General features: G+C 41.0%; 12 protein-coding genes. 1 reads left to right on the forward strand and 11 read right to left on the reverse strand.

The features are described from left to right. Window positions 1-67 precede the first annotated feature (67 nt). Window positions 68-664, reverse strand: a complete 597-nt coding sequence (recR, locus tag AB2B47_RS03060) for a recombination mediator RecR (RefSeq protein WP_000966747.1) — start codon at window positions 662-664, stop codon at window positions 68-70. Window positions 665-674: 10 nt separating this feature from the next. After that, on the reverse strand, window positions 675-2,717 hold the full coding sequence (gene pbp2b / locus AB2B47_RS03065) for a penicillin-binding protein PBP2B (RefSeq protein WP_320693607.1): 2,043 nt from the start codon (window positions 2,715-2,717) through the stop codon (window positions 675-677). Between the two features lie 192 nt (window positions 2,718-2,909). On the opposite strand from pbp2b, the gene AB2B47_RS03070 reads away from it, so the two are divergent. After that, a complete protein-coding gene (locus tag AB2B47_RS03070; RefSeq protein WP_320693608.1) occupies window positions 2,910-3,761 on the forward strand; it encodes a MurR/RpiR family transcriptional regulator in 852 nt (283 codons plus the stop codon). A 113-nt stretch (window positions 3,762-3,874) separates the two neighbouring features. Here the strand turns inward: AB2B47_RS03070 and AB2B47_RS03075 are convergent, their stop codons facing one another. From AB2B47_RS03075 to AB2B47_RS03115, 9 genes are all read right to left on the reverse strand, one after another. Continuing rightward, complete coding sequence (locus AB2B47_RS03075) at window positions 3,875-10,957, reverse strand: alpha-L-fucosidase (RefSeq protein WP_320693609.1); 7,083 nt, start codon at window positions 10,955-10,957, stop codon at window positions 3,875-3,877. Between the two features lie 311 nt (window positions 10,958-11,268). Further along, window positions 11,269-12,153 (reverse strand): ROK family protein, encoded by an 885-nt coding sequence (locus tag AB2B47_RS03080; protein ID WP_006152873.1) that lies wholly within the window; start codon window positions 12,151-12,153, stop codon window positions 11,269-11,271. Window positions 12,154-12,168: 15 nt separating this feature from the next. Next, window positions 12,169-13,086, reverse strand: coding sequence for a dihydrodipicolinate synthase family protein (locus AB2B47_RS03085; RefSeq protein WP_320693610.1), 918 nt, complete (start codon window positions 13,084-13,086; stop codon window positions 12,169-12,171). Between the two features lie 163 nt (window positions 13,087-13,249). Further along, window positions 13,250-13,900 carry a YesL family protein gene (locus AB2B47_RS03090; protein ID WP_006152862.1) on the reverse strand — a complete coding sequence of 217 codons (651 nt, stop codon included), beginning with the start codon at window positions 13,898-13,900 and terminating at the stop codon, window positions 13,250-13,252. 20 nt (window positions 13,901-13,920) lie between these two features. Continuing rightward, window positions 13,921-14,373, reverse strand: a complete 453-nt coding sequence (locus AB2B47_RS03095; RefSeq protein ID WP_006153043.1) for a NanQ anomerase/TabA/YiaL family protein — start codon at window positions 14,371-14,373, stop codon at window positions 13,921-13,923. Window positions 14,374-14,629: 256 nt separating this feature from the next. Then, on the reverse strand, window positions 14,630-15,469 hold the full coding sequence (locus AB2B47_RS03100; RefSeq protein ID WP_006153157.1) for a carbohydrate ABC transporter permease: 840 nt from the start codon (window positions 15,467-15,469) through the stop codon (window positions 14,630-14,632). 16 nt (window positions 15,470-15,485) lie between these two features. Next, a complete protein-coding gene (locus tag AB2B47_RS03105) occupies window positions 15,486-16,352 on the reverse strand; it encodes a carbohydrate ABC transporter permease (RefSeq protein WP_053092415.1) in 867 nt (288 codons plus the stop codon). A 234-nt stretch (window positions 16,353-16,586) separates the two neighbouring features. Continuing rightward, window positions 16,587-17,906, reverse strand: coding sequence for an ABC transporter substrate-binding protein (locus tag AB2B47_RS03110; RefSeq protein ID WP_006152882.1), 1,320 nt, complete (start codon window positions 17,904-17,906; stop codon window positions 16,587-16,589). Window positions 17,907-18,022: 116 nt separating this feature from the next. Next, on the reverse strand, window positions 18,023-18,721 hold the full coding sequence (locus AB2B47_RS03115) for an N-acetylmannosamine-6-phosphate 2-epimerase (RefSeq protein WP_006152943.1): 699 nt from the start codon (window positions 18,719-18,721) through the stop codon (window positions 18,023-18,025). Between the last annotated feature and the right edge of the window lie 21 nt (window positions 18,722-18,742).

Here is an 18,742-nt window from a genome sequence, read left to right on the forward strand (position 1 = left end):
AATCCAGTCTCTTGATTTCTTGTATATAGTATCTACTAGCTCATTGTCTGTTCCATATCCTTACAGACTAAAGTTCGGTACGATTTTCAATAGCTCTTAGGAGCGTTACTTCATCTGCATATTCGATATCTGCTCCTACTGCTAGACCTCTTGCTAGACGAGTGACCTTAATCCCTGCAGGTTTGAGTAGTCGAGAGATATACATGGAGGTCGCCTCACCATCTGCTGTTGCATTGGTGGCTACGATGACCTCAGAAACTTCACTATCCATGAGGCGAGTCATGAGACTTTTCAGGTTGATGTCATCTGGGCTAATCCCATTCATAGGGGAAATCAAACCGTGTAAAACATGGTAAAGTCCGTGGTATTCTTGGATGTTTTCCATAGCTGCGACATCGCGGCTATCCTCCAGAACCAGAATCGTAGACTGGTCACGGCTAGGATCGGTACAGATAGAACAAGGATCATCATCTGTCAAACGCCCACAAATAGAGCAATAGGTCAATTCTCGCTTGGCTGCAAGAAGATTTTTTGCAAATTCATTGACGTCATCATCCGACATCCCAATGGTATAAAAGGCCAGTCGGGTTGCTGTCTTAATCCCGATACCCGGAAGTTTTGAATAACTGTCAATCAGCTTAGCTATAGGTGTTGGGTAAAGCATGGCTTCCTTTCTAGTTCATTGGATGGTGTTGGTTGTATAGATTGATAATGTCGCGAGCAATCGAAGGTCCGACACCATTAGTTAGATTCGTATTATGCGGGAAAACAACTGCGACTGCAATCTGCGGATTATCGGTCGGCGCATAGGCTACGGCGTTGGTATTGTCGGCATTTTGGCCGCCGTTCACGTAACTTTCGGCTGTACCGGTTTTTCCGCTGATGGATACTGCTGCCCCATTTGAAAAGGCACGACCTGTCGTGAGAGCACTTGTCCCATGCGATACTTGGTAAAAGCCTTGTTGCAAGATAGACATGTCAGACTCAGAAATATTAATCTTATTCATTTCTGTGCTGTCCGTTTGCTTAATGAGTTCTCCCAAACCACCTTGTTCGTTGTTGTCGTAGACTCCTTCCACGATATGAGGAGCTAAGCGGACACCATTATTGGCAATAGTCGCCACATACTGAGCTAACTGCATTGGTGTGTAGTTATCGAACTGTCCAAAGGCATTATTTAGATAGTTAGCCAAATCATAGTCTTTAGGGATAAAGCCTGTTGACTCATCCGGTAAATCGATCCCTGTAGACACGCCCAAACCATATTCACCAAAGGTTGAACGAAGTTTTCCCATGGCAGATTCAAGATTGTTGGTTCCTACTGTCATATTCGGCTGATAAGTTTGCCCCATGATGCCAAGAGCTGTCTGGACCATGTAGGTATTGGATGAATACTCCAAGGCCTCAACGGCTGTAATCGGGAAAGAACCATAATAAGGGGTATACCAGGAATTGATAGGCGCAGAACCTTGGAAGACGATTGGTTGATCTGTCAGGGTTTGATTTCCTGACAAAACCCCATTTTCCCAACCTGAACTGATGGTAGCTGCCTTAACGACAGATCCTGGAACAAAGACATTGGTGACAGTTCCGAGTGAGTCTGTGGTCAGTTCTCCAGTCTCTACATTGTGCTTCATCCCTGACATGGCTAATACAGCACCTGTCTTAGGATTGAGGGCTACTGCATAGACACCTTCTGAATATCTAGCTCCCCCATTTGCAAGTTCTGAGTTGAAATAGTTCTTTAAGAGGTTGTCTACGCTATCTTGGAAGGCCAAATCAATGGTTAATTTGATATTTTTACCCTTGCTTCCTTCTTCGATATTCTCTACACTCTCCATGTCTCCGTGCTTGTCCAAATGGATTTCCTTGACGGTACGTTTTCCTTGCAAGACTTCTTCGTATTGCTTTTCAAGATAGGAAGTCCCAACACGGTCATTGAGTGAGTAACCTTTTTTCAAATAAGCGTCCACTTCTTCTGCTGGAAGACCAGATTTTTCACTAGAAACACTTCCAACTATTGATGAAAGAGAGGTTTCTAAGACTTTTCGGTCCCATGAAGTAGAGATGGAAATACCTGGTAATTCCTTAGATGCAGAAGCAATCACAGCTACCTGTGTATCGCTCAAAGGATCCGTTTGAATATTTCCTGTCGCAAAATTTTCTACTGCATTGAGCTGACTAAAGATATAGATTGCCTTCTTTTCATCCTCTGAGTAGTCTAATTGACTGGAAGTAATACTCTCAGCAGCGTTGTTATAGAGTTCAGATTCGGAAAGTTGATTGCCATCTGAATCATATCGTTTATCCTTTGGAAGAGCTTCAACTGTCTTCTTATAAACTTCAGCATCAGCCAAGTAGTAATCAGCCATTTGACGGTCCGTCAACTCTGGAGAGGTGACTGTGACATAGGTCAACAATTTTTTAGAAATATCCTTCAAATCAGCCGCAGTCATCTTGTTGCTTCGTGTAAAGGAAACAACTTGCTTAACCGTGTTTTGGACTAAAGGTTTTCCTGTTGCGTCATAAATTTCTCCACGAGCGGAACCCATGGTTACTCGAGTTTGGCTAGCAGAAGCGAGTTTGTTTTCATAAAAATCCTTATGAAGAACTTGCATATAAAGCAAACGACCAATAATTGCTAAAAAGAGCAAAATGACGATTGCAAATAACAAATTAAGCCGTATCGGTATCGAGTGGCTATTGAATTTTCTCATACACATCAATCTCATTTCTAATCAAAATCACACTCTTCATTGTACCATAATTTAGGTAGAAAATTATGGAAAAAGAAAAGACTTTTCCTTTTTGGTCCAAAAATTATTTTCTATGATATAATGGAGGTAAGCGCTATTTTATTTGTTAGATTTGTCAAAGTAATTTTGGCAAATAGCTATAAAAGGAGTTCCATGAATAAGCAAGATATCTCTACGATTATCGACCTTCACTTTGAAGAAATGACCGATTTAGAGCAAGAAATTGCCCGCTATTTTCTGCAGGCAGACACCATAAATGATGATTTATCCTCTCAACAAGTCACGCAAAAACTTCATATTTCCCAGGCGGCGCTCACTCGTTTTGCCAAGAAGTGTGGTTTTAAGGGCTATCGAGAATTCATCTTCAAATATCAACAACAAAAAGACACTCTTTCTGCTCCTCAACAGGATATGAATCCTTTGACTCAACGAGTTCTCAGAAGTTATGCAAATGTGCGAGAAATTTCTCAAGGATTGATTGACGATGAGCAGTTGGAACGTGTAGCTCAGATGATTGAGCGATCAGAACGCGTGTATTTTTTCGGAACTGGGAGTTCTGGTCTAGTCGCACGTGAGATGAAGCTACGTTTTATGAGATTGGGTGTCGTCTGTGAAGCCTTAACAGATCCAGACGGTTTTGCCTGGACGACTAGTATCATTGATGAAAAATGTTTGGTCTTTGGTTTTTCCCTCTCAGGAACAACACCGTCCATCATCGATAGTTTATTAGATGCCCAAGATATGGGAGCTAAGACAGTTCTATTTACAAGTGCACCGAATAAGGATACTCAAGCATTTACAGAAACTATTTTGGTCGCAAGCCAAAACCAAGCATCTTATATTCAACGAATTTCTGCTCAGATTCCAATGCTGATTATCATTGATTTACTCTACGCTTATTTCCTAGAGATCGATCGCGAAAGTAAAGAAAAAATCTTTAATAGCTATTGGGAGAATAATAGACTGAATGGTTATCGTAGAAATACAAGACATAGAAAGCCCTGAAATTGGAAACCATTCAGGGTTTTCTGTTTGGAATAACTTTATCAACAAAAGGGAGTCCACTATGGGACCCCCTTTTTAAGTGTTTTAAAACACTTTCTTTGATTTAGTCTCTGCTAATCCTTCATCTCTTTTTTGAAGAATAATAGCATCATTCCTGAAACTAGAGTGAGAGCAGGCAAGAGAGCTGAACTTACTTCTTCTCCTGTTGCCGGCAACTGTTTACTTGTAGAATCTGCTACAGTTCCTTTAGCCTCTGCTAATGGCTTATCTTCTCCCATAGGTTGTGGAGCAGGAGTTTCTACATTTGCTGGTGCACTTGGTTGAGCTGCATCCTTGTACACTACCGCATAGACACCTAGGTGTGGAGCTACAAATTCAAGTGCTGAACCTTTCTGTTCAAACTTCACTTCCTGCAATTCTCGATTTGCATTCATGGCATAGACATTGGCTACATCAGACGCCACAGCAACTTGAACAAGGGCTGCACCTTTCAATTGAACAAGTTCGCCTTTCTCATTCTTCAATTGAATTTGATAAGCATCGAAACGGCGACCTTCCAAGACTTGGTTAGCAACCTTATCGACCTCTAGAACAGAACCACCATTGAGGTCCCCTTCTCGAGCAATCAGTTTCAAGTTTGTTGATGAATCTTTCAAGACCTTCAATGTGCTATCAGTTGATGGACTTTCTTCCTTGGTTCCAACTTCGACGATGCGGTCTTGGGCTTCCTCACGTTCAACCTTAAGAACCTTACGGTTGTCACCATCGACTTCTACATAAGTCGTTACTTGTCCGTCTTTTCCTTCAGAGACGACTTGTTCCTTACCTTTAGCTAAATCAGCATTCTCACGGCGAACAGTCTTGAAGGCGATTGGTTCTTTCTCTACTTTTAGATTTGGTAGATTAAAGTCCAAATTCATAACGCCTTCTGTCGGCATAGCAGTTCCTTCTTGAGTACCGACTTCAACGATGCGGTCTTGAGCTTCCTCACGTTCAACCTTAACAACCTTACGATCGCTACCGTCAACTTCTACATAGGTCCTTATTTGTCCGTCTTTTCCTTCAGAAACGACTTGTTCCTTACCTTTAGGTAGAAGAGAATTTTCACGACGAATCGTATTGAAGGCAATCGGCTCTGTCGTTACTTCAAGGCTTGGTTGAGTTACACTCAATTCTTTAACACCTTCAGCTGGAAGATTTGAATGTTTCACTTCCTCTTCTGGCTTACTTGGCTCCTCTGGTATCGCAGGCTCTTCTGGCTTACTTGGCTCCTCTGGTCTTGCAGGCTCCTCTGGCTTACTTGGCTCTTCTGGAGCTGGTTCCTCTTTTGGTGTCGCCTGAAGATTGTTGATAGATGTCAAAGCATCTTGCAAGGCCTTATCTACTGCATCCTGAGTTTTGGCTTCTTCAATAGCAGCTAAGGCTTGTTCTGCTAGTTCAACTAGTTTCTTCTTAGCTTCCTTGTCATCACCCAACTCAGCTGTTTTACTTTTAATGGCTTCGGACAAGCTTGCCATAGCTTTATCGTAGTCAAGCTTAGGCTCTACTGGTTTGCTTGGTACCTCTGGCTGTGTTGGTTCTTCTGGTTTTGCTGGTTCTTCTGGCTTGCTTGGCTCCTCTGGTTTTGCTGGTTTTTCTGGAGCTGGCTCCTCTTTTGGAGTTGCTTGAAGCTTATTGATGGATACCAACGCGTCTTGCAAGACTCTTTCAACAGCATCCTGAGTCTTAGCTTCTTGGATAGCCGCAAGAGCTTGTTCTCCAAGTTCAACGAGTTTTTCCTGAGCAGCTACATCATCGGCAAGTTCTGTTGCTTTTTTCTCGATAGCTTCAGTCAAATCTGCAATCGCCTTATAGTAGTCAACTTTAGACTCTTCTGGTTTTGATGGTTCCTCTGGCTGTGCTGGTTCTTCCGGTGCTGGCTCCTCTTTTGGAGTCGCTTGAAGCTGATTGATAGATGCCAAAGCTGCTTGCAAGGCCTTATCTACTGCATCCTGAGTCTTAGCTTCTTGGATAGCTGTCAAGGCTTGCTCTGTTAATGCAACTAGCTTCTTCTTAGCTTCCTTGTCATCACCGAGCTCGGCTGTCTTTCTTTCAATTGCTTCGGTCAGACTTGCCATGGCCTTGTCGTAGTTAGGCTCTTCTGGCTGTTTTGGTTCTTCTGGAGCCGGCTCCTCTTTCGGAGTTGCTTGAAGCTGATTGATAGATGCCAAAGCTGCTTGCAAGGCCTTATCTACTGCATCCTGAGTCTTGGCTTCTTGGATGGCTGTCAAGGCTTGCTCTGTTAATGCAACTAGCTTCTTCTTAGCTTCCTTGTCATCACCGAGTTCAGCTGTTTTTCTTTCAATTGCTTCGGTCAGACTTGCCATAGCCTTGTCATAGTTTGGTTCTTCTGGCTGTTCTGGTGTTGGCGTATCATCTGTGCCATAATTTTCTTCCTTATCAAGGATCGTTTGCAAAGCGGCTACTGTCTTCAGAACTTCTTGTGCATTGGCATCACTTGCTGAAAGTTGCTCAGATAATTTATCCAAGTTTGACTTGAAGGCTTGACGTGCCTCTGGAGTATTCTTCAAGCTTGTCTGGTCAAACTTAACCAACTCATCCTTCCAGTTCTTCATGGCTTGGATTAACTCTGCTTTGGTATAAAGAGCACTACCTTCACCATGAGTGATGAACTGGTCAACTTGGATACCAATATTTCTCGTAGTATCATTACGTTTTGGATCCAATTGCAAGGTTACAGCATGCCAACCTTCTTCGAGTCCTGTCAAACGAACGAGAGTCTGACCACCTTGACGAGTAGTGGCTGTACCACTGAAGTACTTCTTACCGTTGTACTCAGAAGCATTACCTAGGCCATCTTGATACTCGACTTTTCTACCGTCTAACGTTACTTTGTAGATACCATGTCCTGGATCCACATATCCTTTGATCTCAAGACCTGTTCCGTAGAAGTAGGCTGTTACGCTGGCGTTTTTCTTCTGTTCTTCTGTCATACGTCCAAATGACGCCCATGATTCTGTATTTTGGTATTTATCAGCTGAGTTCGTTTCATGGTTCCAACCCGGACTATAGTCAAGCTGAGGTGCCTGATCGTCATAGCTTGTCTGGTCTTTTAGGAGCAATTCTGCCTTCATCACTCGAATAGTAGCTTCTGAAGCAAAACCAAGAAGGGCATTGTCAGAAACGCTAGTCATTTTCACTTTGAAGTCAAAGATTGAATCAGCTTGCTCTGTAAAGTCGATAGTTGGAATCGTGATTGTTTTCTCAGTTTCACCGTCTTGGAAGGTCAAGTCAGCAGTTGTGTCCTTGTACACTTTACCGTGAACCCCTGTTCCTGGTTCTGTTACAACGTGAACTGTTGCTGTTCCTTTGCTACCACCAACACGTTTAATGGTTACAGTAACCGGTTGACCTTTTTGAACTTCATAGGTCGTTTCTTTCATCTCAAACATACCTTTACCAGCATTGTTGAGCGTGTAGATACCTTCCGTTGCAATAGCTTTACCAGTTTTGTTAACGAGTTTGATGGTATGTTCACCTGGAGCCAAGTCTTCAGTTTCATAAACCATCTGGCTACGTTTACGAGCTGCATTATTGGTTTGTACGTCTGCAACCTTTTGACCATCCACGTAAACGGACATTTCACCGTGGTTTGGATCAACTGTAGACACTACATATGCTTTTGTTCCAGTGAAGCGGTAGGTTACGCTAGCATCTTTTTGGTTAGTCCACATAGATGTTCCGCGGACGCCTTCAGATTCGTCATACCAAGTTGTATTCTCTTTATCAGCAGTTGTATTTGAATGGTAATCTAGTCCTAGAGGGTAACCATCTGTCTTCTCGATACTGCTTGGAGTCTTATAAACAGAGAAGTTTGTCAAAATTGGAGTCGCTTGTGCACCAGTAATGGTTACACGAATCTTTTGCGCCTCTACTGGTTGACCTTGGATAAGACGACGATAGCCAACAGTCGAACCTTCACCGTATGGTACCCAACGTCCATTAAGTTCAACTTCAACCTTGAAGCCAGAGATACGTTGACCCTTAGCGATATCTTCTTTGAGTTCGACTACGTCAAAGCGTCTCTTTTGTCCAAGATCGACAGTAAATTCACCTGTCTTAGCATCATTTGCTAGGGCCCAGCTCGTATCATCCTTACCATCTGTCAAATGACTTGCTTGATACAAGTGATTCTTACGAGTAGAGCTTGCAGTTACAGTTGCACCCTTAGCGAAGTCAGTCGCATACATTTGATCCAAGGTTGCTCGGAATTCTTGCAAGCGAGCCACGTCTGCATCTGCGAATTTACCTTCTTTATTAGGTGGAATATTGAGGAGAAGTGGCGTTCCACGACCAACAGACTTGAAGTAGATATCCATCAAATCTTTGATTGATTTTGGCTGTTGATTGTCATGGTAGAACCAACCTGAACGGATAGAAACGTCTGCTTCACCAACTGAGTACATATCTCCTTCTGGATCTCCATGGTTGAGATATTCATTCTTCACATCATCAGTGATTTTAGCTTTCTTGACCTTATGCCAAACTGGATCTCCTGCGATACCACGTTCATTACCGATCCAACGGACACTTGTCGGTTGAGCAGAGAAGATAGCGATATCTCCTTCAGCTTCCTTGATGTACTTGAACCACTCATCAAAGGTATACGTTACTTTTTGAGCTCCGCTACCACGCGCACCGTCCATCCAAACTTCGATGAATTTACCTTTGTTTCCGTATTTAGGATTGCCAAGAATTTCCTTGAGTTGGTTGAGGTAGTATTCGTTGTACTCTTTCTCAGTTGCAACATGATATTTAGGATGGTTGGCATCCCATGGTGATAAGTAAACACCCATATTCATGTCATACTTAGTTGCTGATTTAGAGATCTCTTCGAGAAGGTCTCCCTTACCATCTTTCCACGGACTAGCAGCGACCGTATGGTCTGTATATTTAGATGGATAAATTACAAATCCGTCATGGTGTTTTACAACCATGATTGTTCGTTTGAATCCAGCATCCTTCAAAGTTTTAATCCACTGATCTGTATCAAGGTTTGTTGGATTGAAGTACTGAGGATTTTCTCTACCGTTCCCCCACTCAGAGTTGGTATAGGTGTTCATACCATAGTGGATGAAGGCAGCCAATTCTTCCTTGTGGTAGTCCAATTGAGCCTTGCTTGGAAGTGGACCGTAAGCAGCAATCTCTGTTTCTTCATCTTTTGGATCAACTACTGGAGTTACAGGAGTCGCTGATTTTGGATCTTCAATCTTTTCGTATTCAAAAATAACTTCATTCACCCCTTTATGCTTGATAGTTGCTTCTTGACTTGCATTTACTGCACGGTATCCTGCAATTTCTTTAGCTTGGAAATTATGAACAAAGGAAACATCGTATTCTTTACCTTCGTTATTATCCACAGTTGCAGTTGCCAATTCTTGGTCGGTACCTTTCAAACGATAATGAATGTCAAAGGAACCTTTATTGACCTTATAAACAACCTTGATAACACGAGTTCCTGCAGGAGCCTTGCTCACAACGCTATAATCATCTTCCCAAGCATCTTTTAGCTGTTTATTGACAGCTTTGCCATCAATCGATACAATCTCATATTTTTCTTTATTCTTCTTGAAGAAGTCAGTCTTTTCAATTTCTGTTTTATAGTTATAGTCGAACTGAGTTCCAACTTCCGTCTTTTCAACAAAAGTATCGTTTTCTTTGACCGGGTTATCATTTTGGTCTAGGTGTTCGACAACAACTCGTCCATAGTCAACACCTTCAAGAAGAGTCGCTACACCACTTTCATCGAATGAATATTTGTTTTCACCGATAACTGCTGTCTTATTTCTTAACATTTCTCCCTCTGGAGTGAAATAATAACGGCTACCGTTATCGCCTTGATACCAGCCTTTAACACCGTATTTATCAATAATTCCTTTAGCCCATGCTAATTGTTCTGGAGACAAGACTAGACCTCCACCGAAGCGGTCTTTTTCAGCAATATTCGCATTGTCAACCGTACCACGTTGGTGGATCCCAATGACCTTACCATCACCGTTGATAATTCCACCACCAGAAAGACCTGATACAGAAGTCAAACGATAGGTAACACCTACTGTTCCCTTATCGTCATACTTTTCAGTATCTCTAACGACACCGTCTGCCTTATACAATTGACCTGGCACAATTGGTTCCTTCAATTCTGGAGAAGTTGAATCTGTAGGATAACCAATCGTACTAACAGGTTCTCCAGCTTTGTATTCCCGATGCTCTGCTAAAGGAGTAAAGGTTGCAGCCTTATTGGGACTTGCAATCTGTACTGGAACTGGAGCCACAACCAAGGCTAGGTCATTTTTGTACCCTTCACCAAACTTTTCTTTATTCCAGAAATGAATATCCCTTTCTTGGAACAAAACAGTTTTTCCTGAAGTTGGCAATGATCTTTCTTTTGGAGTATTAGAACCGACATTGTAGTAGAACTTAGCAGTATCACCACCTAAGATATTACCAGCATTGGTTTCAGCATCCTTCTTCAAGAAATTGTGAGCGACTGTCAGCATGATATTTGGAGCCACAAAGATACCTGAACCTGAATTAAGGTAACGCTGAGTTCCACCGTCTGCTAGAGGTGAACTGTAGATTGTGTAAATCATGGTAGCCGATGTAGCTGGTTGCCCCTCATAATTGATATGCTTAAGGTCTTGGCCACCATTGATAATGGCTCTATTTTCTTTTTCGCCTTCAGACGGAGCCACTTCTGTAGGTTTCAAAATGCTCTTAGTCTCTACTTGTGGACTTTCTTTCTCTGAAACAATGGCTGAAGTATCCATTTTTTTCACTGGCGTATCAGGATAGGCACGGTCAGGAATTTCTACTGGAAGTAAATCTCCAGCCTCTTCAGTAGTTTTAGTTTCTTCTGTTACTTTTTCTGAAGCAGGAGCTGCTTGTTTAGCAACTTCTTCTTTAACAGGACTCACTACTTCTTTAGTTTCCTTAACTGCTTCCGCTTTTTCTTTATCGACATCGATTACTTCTTTGACTTGACCTTCTACTTCCAGTTTTGGCTCTGTCACAACTTCGTTAGCGGCAACATTTCCAGATGCAAAAAAAGCCAGTCCAACTGCCACAGAGGCTACACCAACCGTTAGTTTACGAATACTGAATATACGACTTCTTTCAAAAAAATACTGTTTCATCAAATTCTCCTAATGAACAAAAGCAGTCAGCTACTGCAAGAGCCCAGTTTCTGCTGGCGACAATTTTATTTCTCAGTACCTACTATAAAACTCTTCTTCCTCCCACTCTTATCTTCTGTTAAATTCATTTTTAGAAATCGCTTACATTTTTCTAAATAAAAAAATGACTTGATTTTACAAATGCTTTTTCGAGATTTCTCAGTATAATAAATATACTATATTATTCCAAGAAATGCAAGGGCTTCCAAAGTTTTATTAAAGTTTTACCTAACTTTTTTCCTGCCAAAAAAACCTAAATTGGCAAAGCCAATTTAGGACTGTTTGGTTCTGAAATGATAATATGCTCCGAGCATACCAGCAGTATTCTGATGGTGGGCAAATTCAAGTCGAGTCTTGTCTGCCAAGCTTGGAACAAGCGAATCTTTCAAAGCCTTACGGATTTTTGGTTTCAAAATTGCTTCTTGCCCCATGATACCACCACCAAGGATGACAACTTCTGGATTGGCAACATAACAAATATTTGCGAGACCCTTACCAAGGTAATCCACCATACGGTCAATCCCCTCCATACAGAGTTTATTGCCTTCGGTAGCTTCTTTGAAAATTCTGCGACCGTTCCACTGTTCCACTTCATCTCCATGTGCGTCTGCTACATACTTAACAAGAGCTGTCGTAGACGCTAAATCCTGGAAGGCTCCATCCTGCATGTGCAGATAACCAACTTCACAGGCAGAATTACTAAAGCCATGGAAAACTTGGCCATCAATGATTAAGCAACCACCGATACCTGTTCCAATTGTCAAACAAAGGGTAATACTTGCACCCTTTCCTGACCCAGAGACAGCTTCAGCAAGCCCTGCACAGTTAACATCATTTTCAATTTCACAAGGAATGTTAAAGCTTTCTTCAATTTCCTTTTTAAATTGGGTCCCAGCATAATTTGGAATCTGTGGACCAGCGTAGAAAATCTCACCCTTATCAGGATCAACCATTCCCGCTGAGGAAATGGCTACACCTGACACTGGTCCTTTTTCTAGATAGCTAGCTACGATATCTTTTGTTTTCTGTAAGATGTGTGGACCGCCCTTATGAGCCTCAGTCGCTACTTCGTGAGACTCAACAAGTTGTCCATCTTGGTCAATCAAACCGTATTTGATATTAGTTCCACCAATATCAATTGCAACGTAATTAGTCATAAAGCCTCCTATTGATTAGAGGAAACGCTCCTTAGTTTCACGAATCAATTGAGCAGCTGCTTCTACAACTGGACGATCTTCTTCGGTCACTGGTGTAAGTGGAGAACGAACTGATCCGATATTAAGCCCTTCATTGATTTTCAAGACTTCTTTGATAACACCGTACATGTTTCCATGTGCAGCAGTCAATTTACCAATGATAGCGTTGATAGCGTATTGCAATTCACGCGCTGTTTCTAGGTCTTTATCCGCAATCAATTGGTTGAGTTTCAAGAAGAGTTCTGGCATAGCACCATAAGTACCACCGATACCAGCTTTTGCACCCATGAGACGTCCACCTAGGAATTGTTCATCTGGACCATTAAAGACGATATGATCTTCGCCACCAAGGCTAACGAATATTTGAATATCTTGAACTGGCATTGAAGAGTTTTTAACACCGATAACACGTGGGTTCTTCAACATTTCTGTGTAAAGACTTGGAGTCAAAGCAACACCAGCCAATTGAGGAATGTTATAGATGACATAGTCTGTATTTGGTGCAGCAGCACTGATGTCGTTCCAGTATTTTGCAACTGAGTATTCAGGTAAGCGGAAGTAAATTGGTGGGATTGTTGCAATAGCATCTACTCCCAAGCTTTCAGCATGGCGAGCCAGTTCAATACTATCTTTGGTATTGTTGCAAGCCACGTGAGCAATGATCGTCAATTTACCTTTTGCAACTGCCATCACTTCTTCTAAGATCAATTTACGGTCTTCTACACTTTGGTAGATACACTCACCTGAAGAACCATTAACGTAAAGTCCTTGAACACCTTTATCAATAAAGTATTGTACCAAGGCACGAGTACGTTCTGGGCTAACTTCACCCGCATCATCATAACATGCGTAGAAGGCGGGAATGACACCTTCATATTTTTTTAAATCTGACATAGATTTCTCCTAAGATTTCTTTTTTCTGCTTTGAGCAGATGATTTTTTACTATTTTAGTATACACCTTGTGAAAAGCGCTTTCAATACATCTCAGCCACTTAGATTTTAATTTCTATTCATCTCCCATAGCTTTTCTTGTTTGAAAGTAGTTTCATGTCGTTTTCAATCTGCCTGATATTTAGCAAACAATTTTTCCATTAATCCAGCTTGGCAAAAGGCAAGAAGACCAAAGCCAAAGAGTAGAAATGCTGAACCACCAAGCACTAGAGTAAAGCCTGATAGATAGAGAAGCATAATGATTAACAAAATAATTGCAAGCATCAAGAAGAACCAAACGAAGTTAAAGCTGACCAAAAGTAAGCCCTTTTGAAGCACTTCTTTCCAAGTTAATTCATAGCGTGCAGCAATTGGATAGCTAGCCAACATAACTAGGGTTAAAAATATCAGAATTCCCAAGCAAATAGCTTTAATAAGCTGAAAGGCAACACCAGTTTGACTCCAAAATAGTGATAAGTCAATCACACTGATCAAAAAGATTCCTAATTCCAGCAAACCTAACTGAAAACCTAATTTCAAATTTTGCTTGAAGGCTCTAATATAGATTTTGAAAACAGGAATACGACGGCTGTGCTTCACTTCAAAGATTGTCTGATAAAGACTGATTTTAGCTACTCCAATAGTCACAATAGGCAAACAAGACACAACAAAGAGTAGGTTAACCGTCACGATATCTAACACTTTCTCACAAAAACGCATCAGAAAGTTATCCGTATCAAATGCCGCTTTTATCAATCCAGATCCTTTATGTGCCATTGTTTGCTCCTCCTAACTGACTAATCGATTAAAATTTTAAATAAATATTTGCGAACTTTATCTTCCATACCTGCATAACCGTTAGGCTGATGAGGTTCTCCTGGGAAGAAAACTGCAAAATTGTGATATCCCAACAAAAGTGGGTATTGTTCGTGACAATGAACAAAGCCAATATCGCTGGCTTCATCAAAGGCTACAGCCTCATCTTTGATGCGAGAACCGTAGCTAGAATACTCATGTCCTTCAACTAACAAATGCAAGTCTGCATAGTTTTTATGATGCTCAAAGCGATCATTTTCTTCTTTGTTGAGGACATTTTCTTGTACAACTAGGAAAACTTTATCCCCATCAATCTCGTATTTCCCTAATTCAAAGTTATCTTTACGATGCTCATAGAGATAATCAATAGCCTTATCGAGATTGGGATGAATTCCTTTGTAAAAAGTGATATTTTTTAAATCATCAAAAATCATAGTAATTTCCTTTACCTGATTGTTACCTTCAGACCTAAGATGTCTAGCCAGTAAGTTTATAAGTGTCTAACAAAACTTCGTGAAGCAAGCAACTCCTCTCCATTTTGTAGACACTTATAATACTATATCGTTTTCAATAAATAGATTTTCCTATTCTCAATTAAAATTGAAGTGCAAACTAGGAAGCAATCCGCAGGCTGTACTTGAGTACGGCAAGGAGTCGCTGACGCGGTTTGAATTCAATTTTCGCAGAGTATTAACCTTTGACCGCTCCCATAGTAATCCCTTGAGTGAAGGATTTTTGGAAGACAAGGAAGACTGTTACGATTGGCACAGCTGCAAGAGCAGCCCCTGCCATGATCAAACCATAGTTGGTTGCCATCTCGGCCTGCATAGTCGCAACCCCGAGTGAGATAGTCAAGTTTTGACGTGAAGTCAACATTACCAATTGCATGAAGTAGTCATTCCATGTATTGATGAAGGTAAAGATTGCAAGAGCTGCAAATCCTGGTTTCACAATAGGGAAGGCTACGCTCCAGAAGGTACGAATCTCACCACATCCATCGATTTTAGCAGATTCCAGCAATTCTGTAGGAATGTTCTCACTAAATTGTTTCATGAGGAAGACCCCAAATGGCCATCCAATCAAAGGCAAGATAACTGCCCAAAGAGTGTCATGGATTCCCATGAAGTTGACAATACGTACCAATGGCACAAGAACAACTTGTTTTGGAAGAGCCATGGCAGCGATAAAAATTGCAAAGAGAATGCGTTGTCCATAGAAACGTTTCTTAGCCAATACATAACCTGCTAGTGAAGAGGTTGCACAAACCAAGAACATAGTTACCAATGAAATGAAGACTGAGTTCCACATCCATTGCAAGGCTGGGTTTTGCACCATCAATTGTTGGAAGTTCTCCATAGTTGGAGCTTTAGGGAACCATTGTGGTGGAATCATAATGGTATCTGGCTGTGATTTGAATGCACCTGTCAAAATCCAGTAGAATGGAAAGATAAACAGTACAGTCAATAAAAGCAAGAAGATGGTTGAAATAACAGTGAAGGCTGTTAAAGGTTTCTTTTGTGTAGATTGCATAGCTGTCTCCTTTCTATTAATATTCTACGTCGTTTCCAAGTACTTTAAATTGAACAAAGCTGACAATTGCGATCATAACTGCCAAGAATACACCAATAGTATTGGCATAACCATACTCAGTCAATTGGAAGGCTTTTTCGTAAAGGTAGTACATAAGTGTACTTGTTGAGTAGTTGGGACCACCGGAAGTCAAAAGCTGAATCAAAGCGAAACACTGGAATGAGTTGATTGTTGTAATGATTGCGATATAAAGAGTTGTTGGAAGAAGGCTTGGCCATTTAATCTTCCAGAAAACTTGTAACTCAGTTGCTCCGTCGACACGTGCCGCTTCAACAAGAGAGTTGTCAATATTACCCATTGCAGCGATGTAGAGGATGATTGGTTGACCAACTGATGTTGTCAAAAGAATAATCATAATCGCCATCAAAGCCCAGTTTTTGTCACCCAACCAAGAAATGTTTTGGCTAATGATATGGCTTGACTTAAGCACGAAGTTCAAAATACCTGATAGAGGATCGTAGATCCATTTCCATACTACTGTTACGGCAACACTACCTGTTACTACAGGAAGGAAGAAGACGAAACGATAGAAAGATCTAGCAACAGCATTTTGTTGATAAGTTTGTGATGCTACAAAGAGCGAGAAGAGTACAACTACTGGTACAGATCCGATAACTAAGATTACGGTATTAATCAAAGATTTTGTAAAGACAGGGTCTTTAAACATGCGGATGTAGTTGTCAAGTCCCACAAACTCAAAGCTAGTCATCGAGTAGTTAAAGAAACTAGTGATGAATCCCATGATCATTGGAGCTAGGACAAAGACGGTAAAGAAGATTAATACTGGTGCTAAGAAAGCATAAGAAACAATTGTTTCTCTCATGCGAATTTTATTGACTTTCACAGTCGGCACCTCACTTTCAAATAGTTTTTGTTTTTTTGATTGTTGTCTGACATTGATGTAAAATCAAAATGAAATTTTTTCCAAGAAAAACCTATGTAAGAACTTCATTTTAATTTTGACCTGTCAGTTCCTTACTTTTTTTAAACAAAACTCCCCCTTTTCGTACACAAATGTGCACAGGGAAAAGGGGGGATTTTACTTTTTATTTAGGGCTTATTGTTTAGCTGCTTTTTTGATTGTTTCATTCGCTTTTTCAGTGAATGTCTTCAAAGCTGCAGCAGGTTGTTCGTCACCGTTAGACACTGATTGCAACATTGGGAACCATAGAGTTCTCATTTCAGCAAATCCGTCGATTGTGTTGTAGTATGGAGAGTAGTATTGAGTCCAACCACTGATAGTTTCCATACGTTTATCATCATAAAGTTTTCCAAATGAAGTACGAACTGGGAAGGCACCTGTACGAACTACGTCTTTAGGACCCCACTCTTTATCATCAGCGATGAATTGGATGAATTTCTTAGCAGCAGCAACTTTCTTTTCATCTTTGTTGTTAAATACTGCAAATCCGTTTACAAGGTACTCAAGAGCTGGTTTGCCTGAATCAGATGGGAATGGAACTTCTACCACTTCAACTTTACTTGCTTCCAACAATTTAGCTTGGATACCGTTTTGAGCTGGTGCCCAAAGGATTGTGTATGATGTTTGACCGTTTGCAAAGTTTTGGATGTCTGCTCCACCGTCAAATTGTGAACCGTTGTTCAACAAACCATCTTTAATCCAGCTAGTTGCTTTTTCAAGACCTTTGACGAACTTAGGATCGTCAGTTGTGTATTTAGTAACTTCTTTATCTGTTACAGAACCGCCGTAAAGGTTAGCGATGAAGGCACGTGTTCCTTGGTCTCCCCCTTGACCAGAACTGAACAATGAACCTGGAGTGTATCCTTTGTCTTTAAGTGCTTTCAAGACTTTTTCAAAATCATCTGTTGTCCAACCTTCTTTAACAAGGTTAGCTACACCAGCATCTTCCAACATTTTCTTGTTCATAGCCATGTAGAATGGTGCAGAACTGATTGGATACATGTAAGCTTTATCACCAGCTTTACTTGCTTGAATGATGTTTTCATTGTTAACATCTTTAACAAATTCATCTGTAAAGAGGTCATTCAACTCAGCCAATTTACCATTTTTACCGTAATTGATGATACGACCTGGTGCATCGAAAAGTACATCTGGAGCAGTTCCAGCTTCAATAGCTGTCGTGATTTTTTCTGGACCAGATTTGAAGTCGATTGTTTCTAGTTTAACTTTGATATCTGGGTTTGCTTTTTCGAAAGCTTCGATGATAGATTTTTCATAAGTTCCTACACCGTCACCAGATTTTTCTTGAGTGAAGACTGGGAAAGCCCACCAAGTGATTTCAGTTTTTCCTGCATCACTTGCAGCCTCTTTTTTAGCGTCTGATTTGCCACAAGCAGCAAGAGAAAGAACAGCAGCACCCGCAAGTACTGTACAAGCTAGTTTTCTAAATTTCATTAGTATTCTCCTAAATGATGATATGCGTATCCGAAACGGATAATGAGTATTGACAACCTTGTATACGTTTACATTTTGTTTTACGAATCAACCACTCTCCTCGTGTTTTAATTATCTTATTTGAGACCTGCAACAAATCGTTCCGTGATCTCTTTTGGTCTAGTAATAGCGCCACCAACTACGATGCCTCGCACTCCGTAACCTAGGATTTGCTTAGCCTGTTCTGGTGTATGAATTTTTCCTTCTGCGATGACGTCTACACCTGCATCGCATAGTTTCTTAATCAATTCAAAGTCTGGACCGTCTACTTTCGGGCTATAAGATGTGTAGCCTGACAAGGTTGTTCCAACAAAGTCGATTCCCGCCTCAACTGCTGTTAGCCCTTCTTCAAAGGTACTTGTATCAGCCATCAAGAGTTGATTTGGATATTTTTCTTTGATTTGACGGATGAATTCTTGAATCTCTAAGCCATCATGGCGTTCTCTCTTGGTACAATCTAGAGCGATTACCTCAATGTCTAGAGCCGCTAGTTCATCTACTTCTTTCATAGTAGCTGTGATGAATGGTTCCTGTGGTGGATAATCACGTTTGATAATTCCGATAATCGGAAGATTTGTGACCTCTTTGATTTCCTTAATATCCCGAACACTATTTGCTCGGATACCGACTGCTCCACCTTGCTCAGCCGCTTTGACTAGCAAGGGCATTACACCTCCCGCTTCTGTATAAAGCGGTTCGTGAGGAAGTGCCTGACAAGAAACGATGATTCCATCTTTAATCTGCTCAATCAAAGCTTCTTTACTGATCTGTGGCATCTACTTTCCTCCTTTTCTTTT

Origin of the sequence: Streptococcus wuxiensis (assembly GCF_040888245.1) — a bacterium.
Lineage (GTDB): Bacteria > Bacillota > Bacilli > Lactobacillales > Streptococcaceae > Streptococcus > Streptococcus wuxiensis.

Bases quoted from the DNA above. Each gene is read 5' to 3' on its own strand.
- recR (WP_000966747.1), bottom strand. From the start codon at position 664: ATGCTTTACCCAACACCTATAGCTAAGCTGATTGACAGTTATTCAAAA.
- pbp2b (WP_320693607.1), bottom strand. From the start codon at position 2,717: ATGAGAAAATTCAATAGCCACTCGATACCGATACGGCTTAATTTGTTA.
- AB2B47_RS03070 (WP_320693608.1), top strand. From the start codon at position 2,910: ATGAATAAGCAAGATATCTCTACGATTATCGACCTTCACTTTGAAGAA.
- AB2B47_RS03075 (WP_320693609.1), bottom strand. From the start codon at position 10,957: ATGAAACAGTATTTTTTTGAAAGAAGTCGTATATTCAGTATTCGTAAA.
- AB2B47_RS03080 (WP_006152873.1), bottom strand. From the start codon at position 12,153: ATGACTAATTACGTTGCAATTGATATTGGTGGAACTAATATCAAATAC.
- AB2B47_RS03085 (WP_320693610.1), bottom strand. From the start codon at position 13,086: ATGTCAGATTTAAAAAAATATGAAGGTGTCATTCCCGCCTTCTACGCA.
- AB2B47_RS03090 (WP_006152862.1), bottom strand. From the start codon at position 13,900: ATGGCACATAAAGGATCTGGATTGATAAAAGCGGCATTTGATACGGAT.
- AB2B47_RS03095 (WP_006153043.1), bottom strand. From the start codon at position 14,373: ATGATTTTTGATGATTTAAAAAATATCACTTTTTACAAAGGAATTCAT.
- AB2B47_RS03100 (WP_006153157.1), bottom strand. From the start codon at position 15,469: ATGCAATCTACACAAAAGAAACCTTTAACAGCCTTCACTGTTATTTCA.
- AB2B47_RS03105 (WP_053092415.1), bottom strand. From the start codon at position 16,352: ATGAGAGAAACAATTGTTTCTTATGCTTTCTTAGCACCAGTATTAATC.
- AB2B47_RS03110 (WP_006152882.1), bottom strand. From the start codon at position 17,906: ATGAAATTTAGAAAACTAGCTTGTACAGTACTTGCGGGTGCTGCTGTT.
- AB2B47_RS03115 (WP_006152943.1), bottom strand. From the start codon at position 18,721: ATGCCACAGATCAGTAAAGAAGCTTTGATTGAGCAGATTAAAGATGGA.